Annotated in this window: 25 protein-coding genes; 3 read left to right on the forward strand and 22 right to left on the reverse strand. The window is 47.4% G+C overall.

All coding sequences use genetic code 11. The features are described 5' to 3' along the window. Nucleotides 1-35 precede the first annotated feature (35 nt). The 6 genes from AB3N00_RS22075 to AB3N00_RS22100 form a co-directional block, all read right to left on the reverse strand. On the reverse strand, nt 36-407 hold the full coding sequence (locus tag AB3N00_RS22075; RefSeq protein ID WP_413036513.1) for a winged helix-turn-helix transcriptional regulator: 372 nt from the start codon (nt 405-407) through the stop codon (nt 36-38). 135 nt (nt 408-542) lie between these two features. After that, the gene (gene flgB / locus AB3N00_RS22080; protein WP_413036514.1) at nt 543-953 is read right to left on the reverse strand and encodes a flagellar basal body rod protein FlgB; all 411 of its coding nucleotides are present in this window, start codon (nt 951-953) and stop codon (nt 543-545) included. Between the two features lie 98 nt (nt 954-1,051). Next, nucleotides 1,052-1,471 carry a MarR family winged helix-turn-helix transcriptional regulator gene (locus AB3N00_RS22085; RefSeq protein ID WP_413036515.1) on the reverse strand — a complete coding sequence of 140 codons (420 nt, stop codon included), beginning with the start codon at nt 1,469-1,471 and terminating at the stop codon, nt 1,052-1,054. Between the two features lie 63 nt (nt 1,472-1,534). After that, entirely contained in the window at nt 1,535-2,269 is a 735-nt protein-coding gene (locus tag AB3N00_RS22090; RefSeq protein WP_413036516.1) for an SDR family NAD(P)-dependent oxidoreductase, read from the reverse strand. 230 nt (nt 2,270-2,499) lie between these two features. Further along, nucleotides 2,500-3,450, reverse strand: a complete 951-nt coding sequence (locus AB3N00_RS22095) for an SMI1/KNR4 family protein (RefSeq protein WP_413036517.1) — start codon at nt 3,448-3,450, stop codon at nt 2,500-2,502. A gap of 184 nt (nt 3,451-3,634) precedes the next feature. After that, nucleotides 3,635-4,507 (reverse strand): AraC family transcriptional regulator, encoded by an 873-nt coding sequence (locus tag AB3N00_RS22100; protein ID WP_413036518.1) that lies wholly within the window; start codon nt 4,505-4,507, stop codon nt 3,635-3,637. Nucleotides 4,508-4,719: 212 nt separating this feature from the next. Between AB3N00_RS22100 and AB3N00_RS22105 the strand changes: the two genes are divergently transcribed. Further along, nucleotides 4,720-5,457 carry a glycosyltransferase gene (locus tag AB3N00_RS22105; protein WP_413036519.1) on the forward strand — a complete coding sequence of 246 codons (738 nt, stop codon included), beginning with the start codon at nt 4,720-4,722 and terminating at the stop codon, nt 5,455-5,457. Further along, on the forward strand, nt 5,457-6,176 hold the full coding sequence (locus AB3N00_RS22110) for a glycosyltransferase (protein WP_413036520.1): 720 nt from the start codon (nt 5,457-5,459) through the stop codon (nt 6,174-6,176). Before AB3N00_RS22105 ends, AB3N00_RS22110 begins: the two co-directional genes overlap by 1 nt. Nucleotides 6,177-6,300: 124 nt before the next feature. Here AB3N00_RS22110 and AB3N00_RS22115 read toward each other — a convergent pair whose 3' ends face one another. Then, on the reverse strand, nt 6,301-8,400 hold the full coding sequence (locus tag AB3N00_RS22115; protein ID WP_413036521.1) for a TerD family protein: 2,100 nt from the start codon (nt 8,398-8,400) through the stop codon (nt 6,301-6,303). Nucleotides 8,401-8,840: 440 nt separating this feature from the next. Here AB3N00_RS22115 and AB3N00_RS22120 point away from each other — a divergent pair, with 440 nt between their 5' ends. Then, a complete protein-coding gene (locus AB3N00_RS22120; protein ID WP_413036522.1) occupies nt 8,841-9,275 on the forward strand; it encodes a hypothetical protein in 435 nt (144 codons plus the stop codon). A 142-nt stretch (nt 9,276-9,417) separates the two neighbouring features. Here the strand turns inward: AB3N00_RS22120 and AB3N00_RS22125 are convergent, their stop codons facing one another. The 15 genes from AB3N00_RS22125 to AB3N00_RS22195 form a co-directional block, all read right to left on the reverse strand. Continuing rightward, the gene (locus tag AB3N00_RS22125; protein WP_175397004.1) at nt 9,418-10,923 is read right to left on the reverse strand and encodes a malate:quinone oxidoreductase; all 1,506 of its coding nucleotides are present in this window, start codon (nt 10,921-10,923) and stop codon (nt 9,418-9,420) included. A gap of 445 nt (nt 10,924-11,368) precedes the next feature. Further along, nucleotides 11,369-12,178: an ABC transporter ATP-binding protein gene (locus tag AB3N00_RS22130; protein WP_413036523.1), complete on the reverse strand. Its 810-nt coding sequence runs from the start codon at nt 12,176-12,178 to the stop codon at nt 11,369-11,371. Further along, nucleotides 12,178-13,209, reverse strand: a complete 1,032-nt coding sequence (locus tag AB3N00_RS22135) for a FecCD family ABC transporter permease (protein ID WP_413036524.1) — start codon at nt 13,207-13,209, stop codon at nt 12,178-12,180. The genes AB3N00_RS22130 and AB3N00_RS22135 overlap by 1 nt, the downstream gene beginning before the upstream one ends. Beyond that, nucleotides 13,206-14,246, reverse strand: a complete 1,041-nt coding sequence (locus tag AB3N00_RS22140; protein ID WP_413036525.1) for a FecCD family ABC transporter permease — start codon at nt 14,244-14,246, stop codon at nt 13,206-13,208. The genes AB3N00_RS22135 and AB3N00_RS22140 overlap by 4 nt, the downstream gene beginning before the upstream one ends. Beyond that, nucleotides 14,239-15,336, reverse strand: coding sequence for an iron-siderophore ABC transporter substrate-binding protein (locus AB3N00_RS22145; protein WP_413036526.1), 1,098 nt, complete (start codon nt 15,334-15,336; stop codon nt 14,239-14,241). The genes AB3N00_RS22140 and AB3N00_RS22145 overlap by 8 nt, the downstream gene beginning before the upstream one ends. A 499-nt stretch (nt 15,337-15,835) precedes the next feature. Further along, nucleotides 15,836-16,633 (reverse strand): ABC transporter ATP-binding protein, encoded by a 798-nt coding sequence (locus AB3N00_RS22150; protein WP_413036613.1) that lies wholly within the window; start codon nt 16,631-16,633, stop codon nt 15,836-15,838. A 53-nt stretch (nt 16,634-16,686) separates the two neighbouring features. Then, nucleotides 16,687-17,487, reverse strand: coding sequence for an ABC transporter ATP-binding protein (locus AB3N00_RS22155; protein ID WP_413036527.1), 801 nt, complete (start codon nt 17,485-17,487; stop codon nt 16,687-16,689). Continuing rightward, nucleotides 17,484-18,338, reverse strand: coding sequence for a nickel transporter permease (gene nikC / locus AB3N00_RS22160; protein ID WP_413036528.1), 855 nt, complete (start codon nt 18,336-18,338; stop codon nt 17,484-17,486). Before nikC ends, AB3N00_RS22155 begins: the two co-directional genes overlap by 4 nt. Beyond that, nucleotides 18,335-19,282 carry a nickel ABC transporter permease gene (nikB, locus tag AB3N00_RS22165; protein WP_413036529.1) on the reverse strand — a complete coding sequence of 316 codons (948 nt, stop codon included), beginning with the start codon at nt 19,280-19,282 and terminating at the stop codon, nt 18,335-18,337. Before nikB ends, nikC begins: the two co-directional genes overlap by 4 nt. Continuing rightward, entirely contained in the window at nt 19,282-20,829 is a 1,548-nt protein-coding gene (nikA, locus tag AB3N00_RS22170) for a nickel ABC transporter substrate-binding protein (protein ID WP_413036530.1), read from the reverse strand. Before nikA ends, nikB begins: the two co-directional genes overlap by 1 nt. A gap of 351 nt (nt 20,830-21,180) precedes the next feature. Further along, on the reverse strand, nt 21,181-21,441 hold the full coding sequence (locus AB3N00_RS22175; protein ID WP_413036531.1) for a hypothetical protein: 261 nt from the start codon (nt 21,439-21,441) through the stop codon (nt 21,181-21,183). Further along, the gene (locus tag AB3N00_RS22180) at nt 21,422-21,625 is read right to left on the reverse strand and encodes a hypothetical protein (RefSeq protein ID WP_413036532.1); all 204 of its coding nucleotides are present in this window, start codon (nt 21,623-21,625) and stop codon (nt 21,422-21,424) included. The genes AB3N00_RS22175 and AB3N00_RS22180 overlap by 20 nt, the downstream gene beginning before the upstream one ends. A gap of 111 nt (nt 21,626-21,736) precedes the next feature. Then, nucleotides 21,737-22,141 (reverse strand): hypothetical protein, encoded by a 405-nt coding sequence (locus tag AB3N00_RS22185; RefSeq protein WP_413036533.1) that lies wholly within the window; start codon nt 22,139-22,141, stop codon nt 21,737-21,739. Nucleotides 22,142-22,386: 245 nt separating this feature from the next. Then, nucleotides 22,387-22,854 (reverse strand): hypothetical protein, encoded by a 468-nt coding sequence (locus AB3N00_RS22190; protein ID WP_413036534.1) that lies wholly within the window; start codon nt 22,852-22,854, stop codon nt 22,387-22,389. A 1-nt stretch (nt 22,855) separates the two neighbouring features. Beyond that, nucleotides 22,856-24,124, reverse strand: coding sequence for a WXG100 family type VII secretion target (locus tag AB3N00_RS22195; protein ID WP_413036535.1), 1,269 nt, complete (start codon nt 24,122-24,124; stop codon nt 22,856-22,858). Nucleotides 24,125-24,128: the final 4 nt, after the last annotated feature.

A 24,128-nucleotide genomic window follows, 5' to 3' on the forward strand; every position in this document is an offset into this window, starting at 1 on the left:
TAACCTCGGGAATCCGCTTGTTTTGTATTTCTCGATCAACCATCTGAGGTCGGTGGCTTAAACAGAATTTTCGCACGATTACCATATGCCTTTTCAACATGGGTATCGCCCCATCTGCACATCAAATGGAGAATCTCCTTAAGACTCCACCCATATTCCGTTAGCTCATATTCCACTTTCGGCGGAATTTGATGATGGGAAATACGGGATACGATCCCCGCCTCCATAAGTTCACCAAGCTGCTGGGTCAATACTTTCTGAGCAATGGCAGGCATGAGCTTCATCAATTCACCATTACGTTTTTTGCCAAAAGTAAGATGGAACAGAATAACCGGCTTCCACTTGCCGCCGATCACTTCAAGTAGAGCTTCGACCGCAGTGTTATATACTTTGATCGGTTCCTGCATATATCTTCTGCCTCCCTTCCATACCCGTTCCCCTTCTAGATTACAGTACAATCCACTTTGCAGTTTAATTATAGACCATGATGCATCGTTATCAGCCAATAAAAAAAGCAGCCCTTGGGGGCCGCTGGACATTCTTCATTTTAACGTCTGCAGAATGTTTTTCATTTTGTTGTAATGTCCGCTTACCCGGTCAACCATGTAGTTATACATGAGTTGGTTCTCCGCAAGGTTCGCCATTTCAATATCAATGTCCACATTATTGCCATTGTTGTTCATTGTTGTCTCGTTGTTTTCCACAATCCGGTATGGGACTACAGAAGAATTGAGATCCTTGGCAGGCAGATGCTTCGGATGCGTCCGTTGCATATCCAGCTCCCTGGTTGTACCGTTTTCGACGATACGTCTCAGCGCTTCCTCAAACTCCACCGATTTCTTTTTGTAATTGGGTGTGTCTGCATTGGCAATATTGTCAGTGGTGACCTTGTGCTGCACGTTCAGCACTTGCAAAAGAGATTCGTTGCGTCTTGACGTGTTGGTTTCAATCACGGCTCAGTCTCCTTCAGAGCGAAATGATGCAGTCCCACTTATAATAAGAAAAAAAGTTGCCCTCTGTCAACTTCCACTAAATCCTTACATATGAAAACTCAATTTTCACGATTCAACTTCTCGAAAATCTCTGCTAACTTCTCCCGGTCCTGTTCGGTTAACTTTTGGAATAACGCTCTGCGCAATTTTTGCCCCTCCATGGTTGCTCTGCTGAGAACTTCGGCACCATTGTCGGTAATCTCCAAATAGTTAATACGGCGGTCGGACTCATCGACTACCCTGATGGCTAATTTTTTTGCGACGAGCTTGTCCGATAAATAACTGAGGGTAGGCGGGGTGAGCCCCAGTATTTTCGCAATATCCGATGGGCGGCTTTTTCCGTTTTTCTTCAAATGAGAAAGCACAAGCACATGAGAAACACCCAGGTCCTCATTAAATGTTTTGTTCCACTGTATAATTAACTTGTTTGTGAAATGATCCATATTGTGTATGATTTCAAAAATCGTTTTCTCTTCCATAATTTCCTCCTCATCAAAAAGACAGCCCCTAATGAAGATTAAGAGCTGTCATTATTCTACACACTATTGTGCGGAGTATCCACCATCAATAACCAACTCGGAGCCGGTAATATACGAAGAATCATCTGAAGCCAGGAACAGCGCCGCATTGGCAATATCAATGGCTTGTCCCAAACGCTGCAAAGGCGTTGCCTGGATTAGTCGACCCAGCAGTTCTTTGGACGTGTTCAAAGATTGGGTCATTGGTGTTTCTATAATCCCCGGGAACAGGGCATTTACACGGATTCCCTGACGACCAAAGGTCGTAGCAGCCGCTTTGGACAGCGCACGCACTGCACCCTTCGATGCGGAGTAGTGATTGAAGCCTTGTCCGATCATTGCAGTGTACGAAGAAATGTTGACGATCGAGCCTTTCTTTTGGGCTGCCATATAAGGAGTGACATGTTTGATGCCTGCAAATGGACCAAAACCATTAATGGAAAGCATCTTCTCCCAATCTTGCGCATTAATTTCTTCAAATGGTTTTTCGGATGAAATACCGGCATTGTTGACCAGGATATCTATTTTGCCAAAGCGCTCGTTGACTGCCTTCGCCAGTGCCTGCCAATTCTCATCCGAAGCCACGTTCAACTTCATTCCATACACATTCTGCTTCTGACTGGCTGTCTCCAGCGCTGCATCATTAATATCCGCGGCAATAACGATAGCGCCTTCCTGTGCAAAAAGATCCACCATACTTTCGCCTATTCCTGAGGCTCCACCTGTAATAATCGCTATTTTATTTTCTAATTTTCCCATGTCATTTGCTCCTCACTTAAATTGAATGGATTGATGCTTAAATAAGAAACCTACTGTGCCCTTCGAATATTATTTAGACATAAAACTATTAGATGTCTAAATAATAGCACTGGATTACTCCTTATGCAACGTCCATGTCCCAATATACTTATATTGGAAGAGGCCGAAACTAAAAAATACCCACCCAACTCTCATTTACATGAAAGGGTTGAGGGGTATTGGAATTAATTTTATATTGAACCATCGATATCCGGACGACGATTGTCCTCAGTGACCAAACTACGGACAAAGGTGTCAAAGTCGGGAGCAAGCCAGGTGATTTTATAATTATCTTCCTTATCCACATGAACAACCTCGGGCTCACCCGCATTATCGGATGCACGGTAATCCAGCATGATGATTTCGGAATCCGATGGGCACTTACATAGTACAACACCAATCTCCGGATATCCCCCCTGCTCAATGATGAACCTGCTGCCCTCTTCACCACACAGAGAATGCTTCTTCTCCTGGCCGATGCCGAGTATTCCCGAGATTTCAATCAGCCTCTTCTCTGTGTCTCCCGCTTCGCTAACAGGGATATACCGATAACGAGGTATCCCGCCATTATGCACTTTCATCATATCGACATAGGCTCTTGGCAATTTGAAGACCAGCCGCTCCTCTACCGACTCGATCTGCTCATCCGTAGGGGAAGGCAATACCCATCTCTCCAGTGCTTCGGTGTTATCGTCCCAAAAATCGGTGGATTCCGTATCGCTTATACTTAAGTGTAAGTGTTCAACTGGGGATTCGGGAGCAGACGGAACTTCCTCCGCAGCAGGCTTCTCAGCCGTTTTACTCTGAATCCAGCCAAGGAATTCCTGTGTATCTTCATCTCCCGGCTCCAGACGGTCTGCCGTTTCAAAAGCTGTACGGGCATTCTCATATTGCTCCAAATAGTAGTACGCCAGTCCGATGCGGTAATGCCACAGCGGGTCCTCCTTCCCTTCTTCCGCCACCGTCAAGAACTGCTCAACAGCCTCTTCATAACGTTCCAGATTGTTCAGCGCTCTCCCCAAATGATTGATCAGCACATAATCCCTGCTATCTGCAGGAATGTCTTGAACCGCATTCACGATCTCCAGGAATTCGTCCTCTTCATGCCACTCCTCCAGCTGTTCCAATAGCTCTTCTCTCATTCGGCTGCCTCCCGTTCATTCACTCTACATTACTTGTTGAAAATTATACCACTTATCCGATCACCTTCTCCAGCAATGTGCTGTCTACATATGCAGATCAAATAGGTGTCATTCAAGTCTTCTCAGTCGACTTGGATGACACCTGTTTTTTCCTGATGAATCATAGGAAGGATGGAACAACAGTTTATTGCTTCCGAATCGGTATCCATATCTCGCTTCTGTATTGCGGAGAAGTGGTATCCTTGTGCTCATTCCAAAGGATTTCCGGTCCCTCGCTCAGCTCATAGTCCGAGGATGGAAACCACTCGGAATAGATTCGTCCCCACACATCCTGAAGCGTTTCCGGAAAAGGACCGACGGAAGTAAACACGGCCCACGTCGAGGCAGGCACTTCCAGGCATGCTAGACCCTCGGGAGCCACCTGAGTGGTCGCTGCACCGATATAATGATCCAGTTCCCCTCTCTCCTCCATCCGTCCTTCGCTAAAATGAGCCGAAGCACTAATGAGCCCGAGCGGCTGGACATTGGATAGCCCTTTAATCGTCTCGATCAACTCCGGCGTAAGTAGCTGATACATCGCAGCGATGTCCGGGTTTACCCCGTTAAACACGATCGGCACCCTTTTGCTAATCCCTACAATCCGAAAGGCCTCTTTGTCTTCAATACGGTAATTCATTTCGCTTCCTCCTTGAATGGTCAATTGAAATGTCATCCGGGGGAAGGCCTTGAGCGATGGCCCATGATTCCGTGCTTCGGAAGGTGTGATACCATGCATGCCTTGAAACGCCCTGGCGAAGGAATCCGGAGAGGTATATCCATATTTAAGGGCAACATCAATGACCTTGCTGTCATTCCGGCTTAATTCGAGTGCCGCCAGCGTCAAGCGCCGACGACGGATATATTCGGACAAGGTAATACCGCTAAGAAAGGAAAACATGCGTGTAAAATGATATTCCGAGCAGCAAGCGATTCGTGCTACCTCTTTCATATCCAGTGTTTCTGTCAGATTAGCCTCAATGTAGCTCAATCCCTCATTCAGTCGTGCCAGTGTATTCATGTCATTCCCTCCCCCGTTGATCCAAGCATAACAAAACCTTTCTTCTCACATCCGACATTCCCTGCACCATTCTGCATGCCTCGCTATTCATTGGCAGGCGTCCAAACAGGCGGCGAATTCTCCATTTTACAGTTATGCCGTTCCTCTTACTTGCCATTCACATATTTTATAGAAAGATAGTTTTGAACATCACGGATAAGGAGAGAGATCGAATGGGAGCCAGCCCGAAAAGCCTGATTAACAAGCAGGGCGTATCTATTATTGCCTGCACCAAACGCCAGAGCTATATCAAAAACCTGTTTCATAACTTCAGCCGACAGAAGCATCCAAAGAAAGAAATGATCATTATCGTTAACAACGATAACATCCCTCTTGCTCCCTATCAAAGCTTAGCCAAAAAAATTCGAAACGTACACGTTTCTCGTCTTCCGGAACGGACCTCTCTCGGTGCTTGTCTAAATTACGCGATCAAGAAAACAAAATATAACTATATCGCCAAGTTTGATGATGACGATTATTATGCTCCCTATTATTTGACTGAAAGCCTGCAGACCTTTCAGCGAACCGATGCCGATGTCATTGGCAAGCGGTCACACTATCTGTATTTACGCGGCTCCAAGAATCTAATCCTTCGTTTTCCTCAGGATGAACATCGTCCTGTAACCCTGATCCCTGGCGCAACTCTTGTCTTCAAACGGGATGTACTCAGCCATGTGCAGTTTCCGAATCGAAACGTCGGTGAAGATGATCTGTTTTGCATAAGAAGTAAACGGAAGGGCTACAAGGTCTATTCGGCGGGGAGACATAACTTTGTTGCGATCCGCAGGAAAAACTCATCCGATCATACGTGGATCATCAGCGATAAGGAGCTGCTCTCGCATAGCAAAAAAATTCGGACGGTTAAGCACTACAAGAAATTTGTACAGAAGAAACCAAAGGGCGTATTCTAATGGCTACTTCAGTTCGATCACATCGTCAGAATGCCGTTTCCATCTTGGTCTGTACCAAGCGGCTACAATGCATGCACAACCTTTTTCATAACTACAGCCGGCAAAATTACAAGAATAAGGAGCTTATCGTCATTTTAAATAATGACAAGCTGAAGGTGAGCGAGTATATAAAGGCCGCCAATCAACATAAGAACGTAAGGGTACTCTCCTTGCCAGAAAACGTATCGCTCGGTCATTGCCTCAATCATGGGGCTGCACTGGCTAGACATGGCCTCATTGCCAAATTCGATGATGACGATTATTATGCGCCAGGCTATTTAACGGATAGTGTGCAGACCTTACTAAAGACCAACGCAGATATTGTAGGGAAACGGGCCCATTATATGTACCTAAACAGCAGGAAACTCCTTCTGCTTCGTTATCCTGCCAAGGCGAATCAATATGTCCCCCTAATTCAAGGTGCAACCCTTCTCGCCAAACGAAATGTAATCACCGAGGTTGGTTTTCGTGATAAAAATCGAGGAGAATGCGTAACGTTTTGTTCCGACAGCCTTACAAAAGGCTACAAGATTTACGCGGGAAGTCCATCTAACTTCCTTGCGATCCGGAGGAGAAACTCCTCTGATCACACGTGGATTGTGAGTGATAAAGACCTTCTGACAAAAAATGCGAAGGTGCTGAAAGTGAAAAATCCGAGAAAGTTTGTATGTGAACGCTAGCTTGCATGAGCGGATAACAGGTTGGTTGAGGATCAAATAAAGAATAGAATGAAATCGCAAAAGAAGAGCTGGCTAAGTGCTGCTCTTCTTCAACTTCTAATTTAATAAGCTATCTCTCTTTTATTCATACCAGATACTCCGCCATAATCTGCTCCATATCAAAGGGTGTAACCCCTTGCCCTACGGAATAGACTGTATCAGCTTGATCCAGCGTATCCACCAATTCACCTCTGGCCTTGGCATGGAGCATGAACAGATCGTACAGATCTGGCTTGCGCAGTCCAGTCATAGCTTTGCCCATCAAGACCATTCCTTTTTCATTGCCTTCCACATTGTTATAGTAATCCGGTTGTCTGGTTAGCGCCAGATCAGTCCAGATGACCGTGCGGTCTACCAGATCAAGGATAACAGGAATCGCAATCTGCGTATCGGCAGTAATGTCGATTTTGTTAGCCACTGTAGAAGGCTCGAAAATCTCGCCCGATCCCGGCTTCTTGCGCATCATCCAGCCTACGAAGCATTCCGGAAGGTCACAATACGGATGACTGGTGAACGACAGCAGTGAAGCAACTACATACCGGCCACCATAGTTAACGATCGACGGAATATGCAGATCAATGAACTCACAAGCCCCCTTCGGGGCGGATACGATATCTCCGCTGTGGACAGCTTGGTACATGGCTGAACGAAGATTCGTATAGGATATATGTTCAACGTAGTTCCAGTTCTCATCATACATCACCGCAGACAGGTCGATATCGACACGTCCCGTGTCCTGCCCGTTAACCTTGCCTTCTTTCCACCAGTTGAAGAAACGGATTGTATCTCCCTCTCCCATCGGTACCCGGCTCCCCCGAACAATGGTATGAAGAGCTTTGCTTGCTGATCTCTGGGAAAAGGGCACAAGGTAGTTGTGGAGCTGCGGATCGATATACGTTTTCCCCAAGGAAGGAAGGTCGGCAAAACGCTGAACCAGTGCCTGCTCACACAATTGCACAACTTCGCGACAGGTGGCCTCATCAATTACCGGAAGTTCATTCGGAATGGCGAAAGCTTTGGCGACATTTCCTTTCGGGAAGAACACACGCAGATCCTGCGGCACATTACGCCGGGCAAAATGATGTTTGACCAGTAACAAAACAGGGGTCGAGATTTTCTCCAGAACTTCAGCAAATGCCAGCAATATATATTCCTGCTCTTCCGTGGACCGCAACAAGTGATCCAGTCTTCTGGCGAACTCACCAGGGCGCTGGGATAACAGATCCATCAGACTCCAGATATTCTGATATTGAAACGCAAGCTCCACACTCCCGTTAAAAGTCGCAAACGGCTTGTTATTGCGCAAAATATCAAAAGCTTCTTCACAGCGTGGATACCGGAGTTTATATTCGGAAGGGTGCAGAATCTCGCCCAAGCGAATCCATCGGTCCTTGTATCGCAGCATATCCTCGGTGATTTGTCCGCACTGCTCCAGCAGCCCGAGCAGCAGACGTCTCTCACGCCGTTTGAACTTCCGGAAGGCAGTGGCTGCAGCCAGGCTGACATCCCCATCCGACCAAGCGACAGCCAGACGGAGGACGTCCGTTGCCGTTTTGAAATAGGGGCCAATTCGTTCTATTCCCGCCTTTTCATGCTTCAATAGAGCAGCCACCACAAATCCCACATTCTCCTTGAATGGAATTTCGGAAGGCAATATGGCATCCACTTCATCCGGGTCCGCATGTTCCAGCACGGTATCAATATCTTCCTTGTCGGTTGGCGAAATGGAGCCCTTCGCTTCGATCAGTTGGCGGATCAAGGTTTGAAACTCCTCTTGGTTTCCCAGGCGGATTACTTTCAAGTCTGTCTTCTCCATGAGAGGCATTCTTTCCACAGGTTCACGATCGGGATAGACCAAGGTTAGATAGTGAATGATTGCGTTGAGATATAGATCCGCTTCATCTTCTTGCATCACCTGCATGGGAAATCCGGAATACATCGGTTTGTACTCCACATGTGCACCAACCATAATTCTCAGGTCAGCTACCAACTGCACATATAACGCTTCAAATTGTTCCTTGGATAGGCTTCGTACTGCTCGCATTAGCTCATCCGAGAACGTATATCCGAGTGCTTCCATATTTTTAAGGGCAGTGGCCAGATAAGCCTTCGGCAGCCGTTTCTCCCCTTCTTGTTGTTCGATAATAAGTTTGTTCGCTCTTCGCAAATAAATGGTATTGTTCATGATAAAAGAGTCCAGGAAAGCCATATCCCTATTAAACATAATGGTTTTGGCTGAGAAGGAAGGAATATGATAGCCTGGACGCCTCCTCTCTGAAATGAAATCCTTCAGGGAAGCTGCAACCCTATTTCATCCAATTGAGTTAGAAGGAAGGATCGCAATAGCCTGAAGGCCAGAGGTCCCAAGTTCGTGACCCGAACCTTTGGTGAACCCATCATCTCAGATTCCATGATCTCCCAACAGGGTGAAAGTATTACGACTCCATAAATCCTTGGGCAATATAGCCTGTGAAGAGTACAGCTCGCTTGATGAACTGTCGAATGTAGGGAAAGTCCGGTAGGCGTCGAATACCACTAGGTGAGCCTTAGAGTGAAAACTATGATAAATACAGCAACCAGATCGTCATAGCGCCACATGAAATACAAGCCTGCAAGCGCCTTACAGTGGAGCTCCTACGATCCATTGAAGGGAAAGCAAGCAAGCTGAGCATGCCTTCTGAGGAACGGTTAGAGGCTGTCATACAACAGATTAATGACGTAGATCAGATGATACGGATGTATACTGAAAATAAAACTGCTCTGTTCGACATCATGAGGGACTTTCTGGCTGAAGATCATTCCACGCCATATCGCGACCATTGCTTCACTATGCTGCTTCAGAATTATGGTTTGTATATTCTTTACTTCCGGTTTGAAGAGATCCATGCACTGGTGAATTATTTCAAAAACACCCCGCAGTGGTGCGGGATCATCATCAATAAAACTTTCGCGGACACCATCTTCATTCAGAGGATGATGAGACAGAAACAGATTGAGATCACTGCGTACCCAGATGTCATTTCATTCTTTGATGAGGAAGCAGAAAAAATCTACATATAGCCTCTTAATCATTGTACCTGATCCAAAATGAAACACAGAAAAGCCTTCGCCGACTCGCAATGTCAGCAAAGGCTTTTTCAATCGTATTACATATTGATCATATGGTTACTGCCTGCATTTTTGTGATCCATGTTTCATTCGTTTACACAGAAGCAAATTTCTTCTCATCCGTTAGTCCAAGCGCCTTAGCGGTGGTCTTGTGAACTTTGCGAAGAAGTTCCGGATTCTCCACCAGTGACTCGCCGTACGAAGGGATCATTTCCTTGATCTTTGGCTCCCACGAGTCCATGTGCTGCGGGAAGCATCGCTGCAGAATCTCAAGCATGACTTGCACAGCAGTCGAAGCCCCTGGCGATGCGCCGAGCAATGCCGCAATTGAGCCATCGGCAGCAGTAACGACTTCTGTACCGAATTGAAGCGTCCCTTTGCCGCCTTGAACCGTATCCTTAATGACTTGTACGCGCTGGCCTGCCAGGACCATATCCCAATCTTCGCTCTTGGCATCTGGAACAAAATCACGCAGTTCCTCCATACGCTGCTCTTTGGACAGCATCAACTGTTGAATCAGATATTTGGTCAGTGAAATCTCTTTGACACCTGCCGCAAGCATGGTTAGGAGATTATGTGTTTTTACGGACGTGATTAGGTCAGCATTGGAACCCGTCTTCAGGAATTTGGGCGAGAAGCCGGCAAACGGGCCAAACAGCAATGATTTCTGGTTGTCGATAAATCGGGTGTCCAGATGCGGAACAGACATCGGTGGAGCTCCCACTGAAGCTTTACCGTATACCTTGGCATGATGCTGCTCTACAACCTCCGGATTTTTGCATACCATGAAGAGTCCGCTAACCGGGAATCCGCCAATATGCTTGCCTTCCGGAATGCCGGATTTTTGCAGCAAATGCAGGCTTCCTCCACCCGCACCGATAAAGACAAACTTGGCCGTATGGCGCTCAACTGCACCACTGCGCAGATTTTTCACCGTTAATTCCCAGGCTCCATCGCTTTTGCGTTTTATATTTTTCACACTATGTTGGTAGTGGATATCCACGTTATGATCTTTCAGGTGATCCAGCAGCATGCGCGTTAAAGCACCAAAGTTAACATCCGTACCGGAGTCGATTTTGGTTACCGCGATCGGCTCTTTTCCCTTACGGCCTTTCATCATGAGAGGAATCCATTTCCGCAGTTTCGCTGGGTCATCCGAGAATTCCATACCCTCAAATAGAGGATGGTTTGATAAAGCCTCAAAACGTCTTTTCAAAAACAGGACATTGCTCTCTCCGTGTACATAACTCAAATGGGGGAGCGGCATAATGAAGTCCCGCGGATTACGAATCAGATTGCTATTGACGAGATAGGACCAAAATTGTCTTGAGACTTGAAAATGCTCATTCACCTTAATGGCTTTGCTAATATCTACGGTTCCGTCCGGTCGTTCAACGGTATAGTTCAATTCGCATAGTGCAGAATGGCCGGTTCCGGCATTGTTCCATTCATTGGAGCTTTCCTCTCCTGCACTGGCGAGTTTCTCATAAACCTTAATATTCCAATCTGGTGCCAATTCTTTCAGCAAGGTCCCCAAAGTTGCACTCATAATTCCGGCACCAATCAAGATAACATCTGTACTCGTTTGTCCCTGGCTCATGTCTACCGTCCTTATATCCTATATTTGCCAAAAGGATGTAAGCGTTATCGATTTGGCATTTGCAGCGAGCCCGTTCTTGAACTGGCCCAAACCTCTCTGAACGAAATTAACCTTGGTCATAGTGTATCAATATTACGGTTAGATTGAAATATGCAATTTTAAGTGACTTGATCTACATGTTAGTATACTTTAGTTTCAATCTTACCGCTAACCCGCTTATAGGGGTGAAAGATTTATTTTTTCAAGATAATAGAAAACATGGCAGAGCGTAACGCGTCCCCTTAACCCGGCATCCTGTACAGATCAATTACCACCATGATAAAAATCGTGAATCATTATTTCTATCCTATGCATGTAAAAAGCCTATTCCACATGAAAATGCCATGGAAATAAGCTTTTTACATCGATTGTCCTCTCTTGCATCAGGAAACTTCAGCTCTGTATGTCATTCGGAAGCATGGACATGGTATCTCCCCCGGGGAACAACCAGAGGAGATCCTGACAACGGATCCTCAACTACCGTACAATCCAGACCAAAAATGTCTTTTACCATCGTACTTGTAATAACCTCAGACGGCGTACCCTCTGCCACGAGTTTGCCTTGATGCAGCGCAATGATATGGTCTGCATAACGGGCCGACAGGTTGATGTCGTGAAGCACCATGACAATTGTTGTCCCGTGCTTACGATTAAGATCCGTAAGCAGGTCAAGAATTTCAACCTGATACGTAATATCCAGAAAGGTCGTTGGCTCATCCAGAAACAGAATATCCGTTTGCTGCGCCAGAGCCATTGCAATCCAAACACGCTGCCGCTGACCGCCCGACAACTCGTCGATATTGTGGTTGGCAAACTCGGTAATGTCCATGATGCTCATCGCTTCGGCAACGGCTTCATAATCCTTTTTGGTCCAGCCGCTGAACAAGGATTGGTGTGGAAAACGCCCTCTGCCGACCAAGTCGGCTACGGAGATGCCTTCCGGTACAATTGGGGATTGCGGCAGTAACCCGATAATTCGGGCCAGCTGTTTCGGCGGAATTTTGCTGACCGGCTTGCCATCCAGCTTGACTTCCCCGGATATAGGCTTGATCAGCCTGGCCATGGTTTTCAGCAGTGTGGATTTGCCGCAGCCGTTCGCACCAATAATGACGCTTATTTTATTGCTGGGAATCTCCAGACTTATGCCCTGGATAACCGCTTTATGATCATAGCCAGCCACTAAATCCTCGGCTTGGAAAATATGGGTCGGTTTCATTATAATTCTCCCTTTCGATTCATTCGGATTAGCAGGTAGATCAGATACGGTGCTCCGAGTATTCCGGTGATGATGCCTACGGGATATCTAACCTCGAAAGCAAACTGTCCGATCAGATCTGACGCCAAAACCAAATTGACACCGACCAGACCGGCCGGAATCACATTGGAGAAGCCCGCTCCGGCTAATCTTTTCGCAATCGGTCCCGAAAGGAAAGAAACGAACGCGATTGGCCCCGTAGTGGCAGTCGCAAGAGCAATCATGCAGACAGAACATAAAATGAGCACAACTCTTGTCCTGTCTGTGGCTACCCCAAGAGTCGTCGCAGACTGTTCACCGAGCTCCATTAGATTGAGGTGTTTTCCAAGCACGATTAAGATTGGTGCCAGAATGACGACTGATATCACCAGAGGTGGAAGCTCGTCCATTTTCGAACCATTCAGACTGCCGCTCAGCCATCGAAGCGCACTGGGGATGTCTTGCTGTGCACTGACTAACAGCAGGTAAGACACGACAGCATCCAGCATGGCTTGTATACCTATCCCGACAAGAATCAAACGCCCGATCGAGAACGTTCTGCCCCTGGACAATATATACATGACAACAACCGTTGCCAGCCCCGCCACCACGGAAGCGACAGAAACGACAGCCCCGCTGGCATGAAGGACAGTGATGCAAAAAACTGCTGCTGCACTCGAACCCGAGGTAATTCCGATGACATTCGGATTGGCCAGTGGATTACGCAGCATGGTCTGGAAGATGTACCCCGCTATGCCGAAAGCAAAGCCTGCAAATAGACCGGCCAGCATTCTCGGCAAACGAATGGTACTTACAGCAAAAGAGACGCCCTTGATCTTTTCTCCCGAGAGCGCACGAATTACGTCTCCCAGTGGATAGATGGTGTTCCCCAGCAACAGCATTGCGCAGCACAGAATGCACGCAAGTATGGCGAGAGAGCCTGTTACAAGGATCCACCTACGGCGTCTTTGACGTCGGCCTGCAACAATAATTTCAATGGTTTGATTTTTCATAATGAACGCACTTTCGATTTCATGGCTAGGATGATGAGAATAGGTGCTCCGATAAATGCTGTAACGACACCAACTTCAAGCTCGCCCGGGCTGCCGATGAGCCTCCCGAGGACGTCTGATAGCGTGAGAATAACGGCTCCTGCAATAGCAGACATGGGAATAACAAAGCGCAAGTCCGGGCCCAGCATAAGGCGAATCACATGGGTGGACAAAAGCCCCACAAAACCGATTGGACCTGCCAGTGCAGTCGCGGCTCCGCACAGCAGAACGGCAGCAAGCGCCGCATCAAACCTCAATACGCCAGTTCGAACGCCAAGTCCGGTTGCCACGTCATCTCCCAGCGCCATCGCATTCAGCGCCGGAGCCGTAACGAAGGCAATCAGCATGCCAATGATCAGAAACGGGGCAAACGTACCAATATCCCCCCAATTGCCTGAACCGACGCTGCCCACCTGCCAGAATCTGAATTGATCCATGACATATGAGCGCGGAATCATGATAGCCGTAACCAACGAAGAAAGGGCGGCGCTTGTGGCCGCTCCTGCCAGAACCAGTTTGATCGGTGTGGCACCGCCCCGACCCATGGAGCCAATTCCGAATACAAATACGGCTGTAATTGCTGCACCTACCAACGCAAGCCAAATATATTGACTAGCCGTAGTGGTTCCCAGGAACGCAATACCGAATACAACAAACAGGGAGGCTCCCGTATTGACACCCAGGATGCTTGGATCAGCAATCGGGTTGCGAGTGACCGACTGCATCAACGCCCCCGATACACCCAGTGCCGCTCCGCAAAACAAACTGAATACCGTGCGGGATATCCTTTTGCGAACGATGTTTGCCCCGTAAGTGTCGATATTCGGATGAAACAAACCATCCATCAATTCATTCCATTTCACCAGACGGGAACCCAGGACCAGCGAAGCCAACACGCAAACGCCGAGCAAGACGATGCATAGAATCAGCACCGTCTTGAAATTTTTGGGAATATTTAGTTTTAATGATTTGTTTTGAGGATTCGTTGAACTATTCATTGATCTTGTCGATCGCTGCCCCGATTAATTTCAGGTATTCATCAATCGTATATGCAATGGAAAGTGGGTTTGGCGTTCCCGCTGCCACCAAAGGTGTGTCGCTATCAATGAAGGCCACAGAGCCTCTTTCGATCGCAGGGATTTTACCCAGCAAGGAATCGGCTTGAATAGCCTGCAGCAGTTCATCATTTCCGTATCCGATCAGCAGATCTGCATCGTTAAGAGCTTCGGCATTTTCTGCACTAAGTTCCAGAGAGTAGCTGTTCGGGTCCTTAATTTGTGCCGTGATGCTTTCAGGATTAGTCAATCCCAACTCTTCCAAGAAAGCTACGCGAGAGTCGATAGGCGTATAAATATGCAGTTTGGACAGGTCCTGCTCAGAGAAGTTAACCCAAACCACTTTTTTGCCTGCGATTTGAGGATAGGCACTCAGTTTTTCCTTAATCATATCCTCGGTATCTTTAATCAGCTGCTCGCCTTCCGCTTCCATACCCATGCCCTTGGCGTTAAGGTTCACTTGCTCACGCCATGTCGTGGTCCAAGGAGCCGTTGGGTACGCTACAACCGGTGCAATTTCACTAAGCGTATCGTAGTCTTCCTGTGTAATACCGGAGTATGCCGCAAGAATGACATCCGGGTTAGCATCGGAAATGGCTTCAAAATCAAGACCGTCTGTATCCTGGAACACATTCGGATCGGTTACACCAAGTTCATCCAGTTTTTCTTTGGTCCAAGGAAGCAGTCCGCTATCATCCTGAACACCGAAGTTTGCTGCTGAAAATCCGACAGGTACAACGTTCAGAGCCAGAGCAATATCATGGTTGGCCCATTGTACGGTAACCACTCGTTCAGGCTTGCTTTCAATGACCGTTTCGCCAAAAGCATGCTCAATTGTGATCGGATATTGCGCATTCGCATCTGGAGTAACTTCTGTCTCTGTCGCTGCTTCATCCGTGTTTGATGAACTGTTCGCAGCCGGAGTTGAAGCTGTTGTTGATTCAGATTGCTGCGTTGAACAGCCCACCAGTGCCAAGATCATAATCATCGAGATGATTAATGCTTTCAATGAAATGTGTTGCTTCCCCTTCATGTGTAGACCCTTCCTTTTCTCCATATAATTTTTTGAACATGAAGACTGACTATCCTGTCTTGCTGTAGCATCGTTCACAACCAGCACGAGAACGTTTTCAGTCAACCCGCGCGATTGAATGATGCTGAAGCCCAGAGTGTGGCATGCATCTGTTTGTCTGAAACCCGACTCTAGATGGTTGATGCGAAACACCCTGTAACCAAAGTAGAGACCTGAGTTTCGTATTTTTATGCATTTTTACTAAATGTAATACTGATAATGATTATCGATATCACAAATCTACATTTGTTTTGATATATTGTCAATAAAAAATATGGATGCATACTATCGGAAGTTACGCAGCGGGTTATATATCTAGTTCATTCAGTTATCTAGAATCAGTAAGCAGAGAATGCCTACCTATCATAAGAGGTAATAAAAAGGCTAAAGCCGCTTTCGACCCGAATCGAAAGCGGCTTTCCATTTGGCTTGCCCAATTTCCCTGTAAATCCGGTTGTACTCAGAAGATTGAAATAAGTTCCTTGGTATATGTATGCCGCTCTTCAGCGAATAGCATATCCGCACCAAAGCGATCAATGATCTGTCCTTCTCGCATCACGATGATGTGCTGGCTCATTCGGTGTACGGCAGCCAGATCATGCGAGATAAATAGATACGACAGGCCGAGCGATGTCCGAAGGTCGGTTAACAATTGCAGAACAGCACCCTGCGAGATCACATCCAAGCTGGCTGTCGGTTCATCGAGGACAACAACTTCCGGCTCAATACCAATGGCACGCGCAATGGTGACACGCTGACGTTGTCCACCGCTCAGCTCATGCGGATAACGTCCCGCCAATTCATGTGGAAGCTCGACAGCTTCAAGAAGCTGCCGCACATAAGCGTCCTTTGAGGTATAGGCGAAGTGGGATAACTTGATGTCCCTCCCGAGCTGCTCGTAAGGATCAATCAGTGAATCTGCAATCTTGAGCTTCGGGTTCAGCGCTGCAGCAGGGTTCTGGAATACGATCTGGATCTTCCGGCGATGAGTACGCAAGCGGCGGCCACTCAGGCGCGCAATGTCCTGTCCACCGAGCATAATCGAGCCGGTATCCGCATCCTCTATCCGCAGCAGACAACGTGCCAGCGTACTCTTGCCACAGCCGCTCTCACCTACGAGACCGAGGCACTCGCCTCGACTCAGGGCAAAGGAGACGTCGTTCACAGCTGGATGGTCCGCGCCAGCATAGGTTCGACTGAGATGTCCCACCTCCAGTACTGGCGTTGTAGACGACGTAGAATGTTCCTGATCCTTCATAAAGGAGACACCATTCTGAAATAATTCGGTCCGTTCTTCATGTTCAGGCATATTCATTGCGTTCCCGCCTCCTTCAGTCCCGATTTCAATGAGCGGCTCAAAACGGGAGCCGCCTCGATCAGCTGACGGGTATATTCATGCTGCGGATGATCGAGAATCCGGTGCTTTCCGCCGGATTCAACGATCTGCCCTTCCTTCATGACCGCCAATCGGCTGGCATAGCTGCGCACATGACGCCAGTCATGCGTTATGAACAGGATGGCGCAGCCGGTCTCCGCCTGTTTGCGCGCAAGAAGTTCCAATACACGGTGACCCGAGACACTGTCGAGCGCTGTCGTCGCCTCATCCGCAATCAGCAGACGGGGGGACAGCAGTAGCGCTGTCGCAATTGAAGCGCGCTGAAGCTGCCCACCACTTAGCTGAAACGGGTAACGGCGGAGCAGCTCTGCGCCGAGGCCAACCGATTCCAACGCTTCGACAGCGCGGTCACGGCGGACAGCAGAAGATTTTTCTCCGTGGACTTTCTGGTATTCGTCAAAATGTCCGCCAATGCTGCGAAACGGCGTGAACGCCCCCTGGTAGTCCTGAAAAATATACGAGATGCGGCTTCCCCGTAGGGCGCGCATCTCCTTCGGCTTCCGTTCAAGCAGATTGCTACCTTCAAACATGATTCGTCCCGATGCATGCAGGTTTGGCGGAAGCAGCCGACCGATTGCCTGGGAGAGTAGACTTTTGCCGCTGCCGCTCTGTCCGACCAGTGCCATGAATTCGCCTTCGCGAACGGCTAGCGAGACATTGTTTACAATCGTACGGTCACGGCTGGCGATGCTCAGTTCCTCAATGGAGAGAATCACGGCTGCACCTCCTTTTTCACATCGAATCGGTCTCTAAGATAGTCACCCAGCATGTTGGCGAGCAGTACCACCGAGACGATTGCAAGACCCGGATAAACCATCAGCTCTGGTCTGGACTGAAAGTACGGCCTGGAGTCATTCAGCATCGCCCCCCACTCCGGAGTTGGTGGCTGAGCCCCTAATCCAATGTAGGACAGCGAGGAGATTAGCAAAATGATCTTGCCTAGATCGAGGCTTGCCAGCACGAGAACATGCCCCGCAATATGTGGAAGAAGGTGCTTGGTCATAATTCTTGCGTCTGACAGTCCGTTCGTCCGGGCAATACGGATGTAATCCTTTTGTGACTCGGACAGGACGGTACTGCGAACAAGGCGTGCATAGCTGACCCACTTGACGATAACGATTGCCAGCACCAGATTTCCGATTCCCGCGCCAAGCAGGCCGCTTAGCACGATCGCAACGATGGTGTCGGGAAAAGCGAGGAAGCCGTCCGCGATCCGCATAAACAACTTGTCGATCCACCCGCGCTTGTATCCTGCTATCAATCCAAATGGAATCCCGATGAGCAGGGCCGCGGCGAGCGCCAGCAAACTGTAGCCGAGTGTTTGCCCACCGCCAAGCAGCAAGCGTGTCAGGACGTCGCGGCCCAAATGGTCGGTGCCGAGCGGGTGCAGTGCGCTTGCTGCCTGCAATCTACCCCGCAGATCGGTCAGTGTAGGGTCATGTTTCAGATATACGAAGGTATACAAGGAGGCCCCGATGACGAGCAGCGCGAACAGCAGAGCGATCATTGCCTGCCAGTTATGTTTTTTTGATTTAGCGGCCAGAGGACGCAAGAGCATCGTTTTCATCGGTGGGCCTCCTTTTCCTTGAGTTTCATTTCTGGATTCAAATATCGGTAAGATAGATCTACTGCTGTATTCACGAGGAATACGATGATTGCCATAATCAAAATGTAACCTTGAATCAGCGGGTAATCGCGCTGGCGAATGGCATCGACAACGAGCTTGCCGATACCCGGATAGGCGAACAGCACCTCGATAACGACGACTCCGCCAATCAGGCTGCCGAGGCTAACGCCGAATACTGTAATGACCGGCGGCAGACTGTGCCGGAAAGCATGCAGCAGGAAGATGCGGCCTTCGGACAGTCCCCTCGCCCGGGCCGACCGCACGAACTCTTGGCTCAGTGAATCGAGCAAACTGGAGCGCAGAAGACGCACATAAACGCTGGAGATGGCAAGTCCCAGCGTCAGAGATGGCAAAATAAGTGATACGAACCCATCCCGACCCATCGTTGGCAGATTACCAAAGCGCACACCGAACAGATCGATCAGAATCAGACCCAGCCAGAAGCTTGGCACGGCCGCACCGACAATGGAGAGCATACGACTGCCCCGGTCGATCCAGCTGCCACGATGGAGCGCAGATAGTGATCCGAGTGGGATCGCTACAGCCAGCATGACCAGCAGCGCGCCGATCGTCAGTTCCGCCGTAGCCGGCAGTGCACGCATCAGTGTCTGCATAACGGGCTGCCCCGTTGAATACGATACACCGAAATCCAGCCGGACGAAGTCGAGCAGCCAGTTCCCGAATTGGACTGGCAGTGAATCATTGAAGCCCATTTCCTCTCGCACGGCCTCAACCTGCTCCTGACTGACGGACAGTTCGTCCACGTTCAGAATGGTCAGGACCGGATCGCCGGGAGCAAGGCGGATGAACAGGAAGCTTACAAACATAATGAAAAGCAGAAATATAAACACTTCAAGAAACTTGCGAAGCAAAATGCGAAACATTACATCACATCCAGCTTATTGGTAATCATGTAATACTCACTGCGTGTTGTCACCCAGTTCTTGATCTTCTTGCCGTTATAGGCAACGATCGTACCCGGATGCAGGACGAATGAGTTCAGTACGTTGTCATGTACGTAGTTGGCGGCCTTTTCGGCAAGCTCCGCGCGCTTCTCCGGATCAACCGTAAGGTTCAGCTCATCAATAATTGCAGTCAGTTCCGGATCTTCTGATCCGCTGAAATTGAGCGCGCCATTTGGATGATACGTCGCGTTCAGATAGTAACCAGCGTCACCGCGTGGTGCTGTCAGGTTACTGTAGGTCGCTAGATCCCAATCACGGTTGGACGCCATGTAATCTTCCGGTGTGTCGATCTGGCGAATTTGGACATCGATACCGATCTTCTTGGCGTCAGACTGGAAGACCTGAGCAATCAGCGGCAGATCGGCACGAGCCGAATATGTAAGCAGCGTGAGTTGCAGTGGCTTACCGTCCTTGGTCATGACCCCATTCTCCAGTGTGTAGCCTGCTTCCTTGAGATAGTTCACCGCAGCGTCTTCACCTGATTGTGATGCTGTCTTATCATAGGTGGGTGCGAACGGTAGAGACGGCAGAAACGGTCCGATAGCCGCCTCGCCATAACCGAGCAAGATCGTATCGACAATACCCTGACGGTCAATCAGTGCATCCAGCGCACGGCGAACATTCAAATCCTTGATGCTCTCACGCTCCATGTTCATCGTCATCTGGTGGACACGAAACGTGGATGTGGATTCAACAGTCATGCCGTTGATTGCTTTCAGAGAATCCAGACTTTCAACTTCCGGGCGATAAACGATATCGACCTGTCCGGATTTAAGCGCAAGCGTGCGGGCATTGGCATCTTCGTTGAACGAGAACGTTACCGAGTCGAGTGGTGAAGCACCGTCCCAATATTCATCGTAACGGTCCAGTTCAAGCTTGCTGCCCGGGGTAAATGAAGTCAGCTTGAACGGCCCGGTGCCGATCGGCTTGTTTACGATGTCCGGCTCGCTTACATCGATAATCGCCGTATTCGGATTAACCAGCTCGGACGCAAATTCCGGGAATGGCTGGGTCGTTGTGATCTCCAGTTTGTCGCCTTCAGCTTCAATGGTATCGATCTTGAGTGCATTTTGAATTGCAGCGCTTTCCTGCAGCGCACGTTCCAGTGATGCCTTGACGGAGTCTCCAGTCATTGGCTTACCGTTCTGGAACGTCACATCATCACGCAGGTCAATCGTCCAATGCTGGCCGTCTTCACTCTCCCAGCTCTCGGCGAGCCATGGAGCGACGGTCAGATTCTCTTCGTCGAGACGAACCAGCGTTTCCGTGATGCCCGCACGAAGCGGAACGTAGCTGGAATCAACATGCGGGTCCAATGAGCTGGTGGAGAAATTATATAGGAAGTGAACGTTTTTGTCGGTGGAAGGCTGCGCAGCGGGACTCGTTTCGGAAGATCCACAGGCGCTCAGCAGTCCGGCGCCTAGGACCAGGGAGGTCAGCACCAGCAGCGGCGTCTTTTTTTTCAAGGTATTGCCCCTCTCTATCTATCTTTTTCTTAATCGTAATCATTATGATTTGAACAATGAGTATTATCATATCGTAATGATTACGTTTTTACAAGATATATATCATGTTGAAGCACGCAAAAAGAAACCCGACTCTCTAAAAAAGAGCGGGTTTTCTGGTTTCTAAACGAATGTTCTTCATTCCAGATTAATGGTAGGAGTTCCCTTCTATATACGGTTTCCAGTAAAGAAAAGGATTGTCTACGTTCTAATATGGTCGGGGCAGCCCATGCAAACTTAGTTATATCTATTATCCTTCCTTACCGACACTCTCTCTAAAGCAACATCGTTGATATCCTGAATAGAAATATTCTAATTTCTCCAATACGTTAGTGGATACGCTGAACCACCTACAACCATTTCGCCTTGTCTTATGGTAAAACTCCCACCTCGTTCAAAGAATTTTATTATCGGGTCGTAGAGGTCGATGTATTGAATTGCTTCATCTACTCCTTGATCTGCTAATTCGGAGACTTCTAAATAACCATAGCAAATTACCTTCACATAAGGATTTCCCAGCGTGTCCAGTTTTGAACAGGCTCGATATACTTTTTCATCTATGGCTTTTCCCAAGGATTTTAGCAATACTAAATAGGGGATATTGATCTATTGAAGCATCCATCTCATTTAATAATTGAATAACGCTTCTCAGATATTCTTTAATCAGACCATGAAACGATTCTAGTGAGCTATCTTCGGTATCCTCAAATGAAATAGACGACAAACGTTCAATAGCTGTGGTTAGTAGATGCCCCATGCGCTGCTCCCCTATCAATCGACTATTAACCTATTTAGAGTTACGTACAAGACTAAATAACGCAGCCCTAGCAACTGCGTTATCGTTTGAAAGTATGTTCCTTGATCTTTATCAGTCGTATTCAATATACACGCTGCAACCGTTCGTTTTGGCTAATTCTAAAAATGTTGATATCTGATGTGCTGCTTCTGGGAGAGTAGGAACAATATTCTTAACATTCTCTATTTGCTCACCAGTTACTTTACTCACATTGAAGGATTTAAATAAATGAATAGCTGAATCAAGGTCCTGTATTTCCCATGGACTTTCCTCATACCAACCTTCATGGGCATAGTGTTCTTGTAGAATACCATTGTCAGTAGACTCATAATGGCACATAAGATCCAATAATGTCTCAAGATATCCATTCCACATCTTTAGAACATTCTGTTCGGTAGAGTTTTCAAATAACATTAGGATTTTAGGATATCCTTCGTATCCAACATAGTAAGTATCATTAACTTTTTCTTCTCTCATAGCTTAACTCTCCAACGCTTGTAAAGGACCTTATCTCTGCTCTAACAGAGTGAACTTAGGCACTCCCTTTTTATGCTAATCTCCCTCTTTAAATGAGATCATACCTACACGTTCAGGGATCTTAATCCGGGATTTATATCGATTTTTTTCAAAACGGCATTTTCTGTCTGAACATCTTGATCTACGGAGTATATTAATTTACCCAAAATTACCCGGTCATGAATGCATCAATGGAGCTCCAAATCTCAAATCAACCCTGCCATATCCTTCTCAATAAAGTCTCCATCCAGTAAATCATAAGGCCAATTATAGATATCAGGGTTCTCTCTGCAATGCGAGTTAATGACAAGTTGACCGTCAGACCGCAGAAAGATCACGCCAGATTCACTATCTGTCAATGCAATATCCTCATCCAACCTGTCTGTTAGAGTATTAATCGCTTGAAATATGACTTGTAATCCCTCTTCGGGTGAACGTGAAAAAACAGAAATATTGATACAGTAATTAATATTTAAATTTAACTCCTCTCTCGTAAAATTCACTAATTCATCATCGTCTTGTACAATAACCGAGAAATTTGGATTGGTGATTGAGTAATAATCCTCTTTAGATTTCATATGAGTCTCCTGTGAAAAATCTTTTAGAGAACTCAACAATAATTCTGCTAATTGTTTCGTGTCTTTTTTATAAAATAGGTACAATGCTAAATCCATACTATTCCCTCCAGAAGAGCAGATCTATTTTCCCGTCTCTAATAATAAATAATTCCTGTAGCCGTCTTAAATCTCCATTTGGGTTAGTTTTCCCCAAGATTTTTTGACTCACTTCTGCTACTCTTGCATCTGTGAAACCATCTAAATTTAAGATAACCCTATCTGCCTGATCTTTAGTCTTACGCTTAATCTCTTCAGCTATTCCATTGGCGCTTTTAGTATTAATAGGTGCATAATGGTCAAATACTTTCCCTTCAATTAAGAAGTCAGGATTACTTCCTTCCTTAATGCCGTACCCATTTCCTCCATCAATTTCATCGAGCATTTTAATATGATAGCCCTCTTTAGCGAAGGTATTTGCTGACTCATTCTGTTTAGTCCAGCCTCTATCTTTCCCCACAGCATAGTTACCTTCAGGTGAAGCACCTTTTGCTAAAGATGGTTCAGTCCGAATATTCCCCTCACTGATTCTAGGTTTATTATTTTCACCTAGAACTCCACCTTCTGTATTATCTTTCTTAGCCTTAGAAGCCTCAATGTTCTTCTTAATCTTCGCCACAGCTGGGCTGGATGATGGCAAACGGAATGGACCTTTGCCTCCCGGCATACTCCCTTTAACCATCGAAACAGCCATAAAAATCTGACTAAACTTCAGAGATGTCACCATCATCTGAGCAAAGTTATCTGATACAGGTTCTCCTGTCGTAGGATGAATGCCCATCTCAAACGCCTTGATCTGTAACGCAAAAATATCTTCCCCAGGCGGTTCAACGTTCACAGCTTGCATACGATTGAAATTAAGATGTCCCTTATCCTTCTCATAAGCCTGAAAAGCAGCCTGATCCGCAACACCATTCTCATTGACAGGCATCCACGTCCACTTTCCAAACATATCGATCTTTGCCATTCGATAGCCCTTATCACCCGAACTTGAATCACCTGCTGATTTCGTCATCATACCCATCGCACCAACGGCTCCGGTTGCACCTGCCAGACTTACCTGCCCAGCATCTGCTTCCTGGAAGCGGGTAGCGATATCCTTCAAATCCTTGGATGTGTTAACCATACTCTCTAGTGCTTTCTCTAGTATAGGCTTGGAACGTTCAAACTCATAGTAAAAACGCTCCTGCGTTGCACCCATCCACATCGCCTGGATGAACATAATCTGCCTGGTAAGATCACCTTGTATACTCTCCAACTGTTGTCTGGCCTGATCTACCTGATTGGATACATGATGCAGCTGCTCAGGGGTAACTTTGATTGTACTCATATGT

The organism is Paenibacillus xylanilyticus, assembly GCF_047246825.1.
Lineage (GTDB): Bacteria > Bacillota > Bacilli > Paenibacillales > Paenibacillaceae > Paenibacillus > Paenibacillus xylanilyticus_B.

Coding starts and splice junctions, on each gene's coding strand:
- AB3N00_RS22075 (WP_413036513.1), bottom strand. CDS start 407: ATGCAGGAACCGATCAAAGTATATAACACTGCGGTCGAAGCTCTACTT.
- AB3N00_RS22085 (WP_413036515.1), bottom strand. CDS start 1,471: ATGGAAGAGAAAACGATTTTTGAAATCATACACAATATGGATCATTTC.
- AB3N00_RS22090 (WP_413036516.1), bottom strand. CDS start 2,269: ATGGGAAAATTAGAAAATAAAATAGCGATTATTACAGGTGGAGCCTCA.
- AB3N00_RS22095 (WP_413036517.1), bottom strand. CDS start 3,450: ATGAGAGAAGAGCTATTGGAACAGCTGGAGGAGTGGCATGAAGAGGAC.
- AB3N00_RS22100 (WP_413036518.1), bottom strand. CDS start 4,507: ATGAATACACTGGCACGACTGAATGAGGGATTGAGCTACATTGAGGCT.
- AB3N00_RS22105 (WP_413036519.1), top strand. CDS start 4,720: ATGGGAGCCAGCCCGAAAAGCCTGATTAACAAGCAGGGCGTATCTATT.
- AB3N00_RS22110 (WP_413036520.1), top strand. CDS start 5,457: ATGGCTACTTCAGTTCGATCACATCGTCAGAATGCCGTTTCCATCTTG.
- AB3N00_RS22115 (WP_413036521.1), bottom strand. CDS start 8,400: ATGAACAATACCATTTATTTGCGAAGAGCGAACAAACTTATTATCGAA.
- AB3N00_RS22125 (WP_175397004.1), bottom strand. CDS start 10,923: ATGAGCCAGGGACAAACGAGTACAGATGTTATCTTGATTGGTGCCGGA.
- AB3N00_RS22130 (WP_413036523.1), bottom strand. CDS start 12,178: ATGAAACCGACCCATATTTTCCAAGCCGAGGATTTAGTGGCTGGCTAT.
- AB3N00_RS22135 (WP_413036524.1), bottom strand. CDS start 13,209: ATGAAAAATCAAACCATTGAAATTATTGTTGCAGGCCGACGTCAAAGA.
- AB3N00_RS22140 (WP_413036525.1), bottom strand. CDS start 14,246: ATGAATAGTTCAACGAATCCTCAAAACAAATCATTAAAACTAAATATT.
- AB3N00_RS22145 (WP_413036526.1), bottom strand. CDS start 15,336: ATGAAGGGGAAGCAACACATTTCATTGAAAGCATTAATCATCTCGATG.
- AB3N00_RS22150 (WP_413036613.1), bottom strand. CDS start 16,633: ATGAAGGATCAGGAACATTCTACGTCGTCTACAACGCCAGTACTGGAG.
- nikC (WP_413036528.1), bottom strand. CDS start 18,338: ATGAAAACGATGCTCTTGCGTCCTCTGGCCGCTAAATCAAAAAAACAT.
- nikB (WP_413036529.1), bottom strand. CDS start 19,282: ATGTTTCGCATTTTGCTTCGCAAGTTTCTTGAAGTGTTTATATTTCTG.
- AB3N00_RS22180 (WP_413036532.1), bottom strand. CDS start 21,625: ATGGGGCATCTACTAACCACAGCTATTGAACGTTTGTCGTCTATTTCA.
- AB3N00_RS22185 (WP_413036533.1), bottom strand. CDS start 22,141: ATGAGAGAAGAAAAAGTTAATGATACTTACTATGTTGGATACGAAGGA.
- AB3N00_RS22190 (WP_413036534.1), bottom strand. CDS start 22,854: ATGGATTTAGCATTGTACCTATTTTATAAAAAAGACACGAAACAATTA.
- AB3N00_RS22195 (WP_413036535.1), bottom strand. CDS start 24,124: ATGAGTACAATCAAAGTTACCCCTGAGCAGCTGCATCATGTATCCAAT.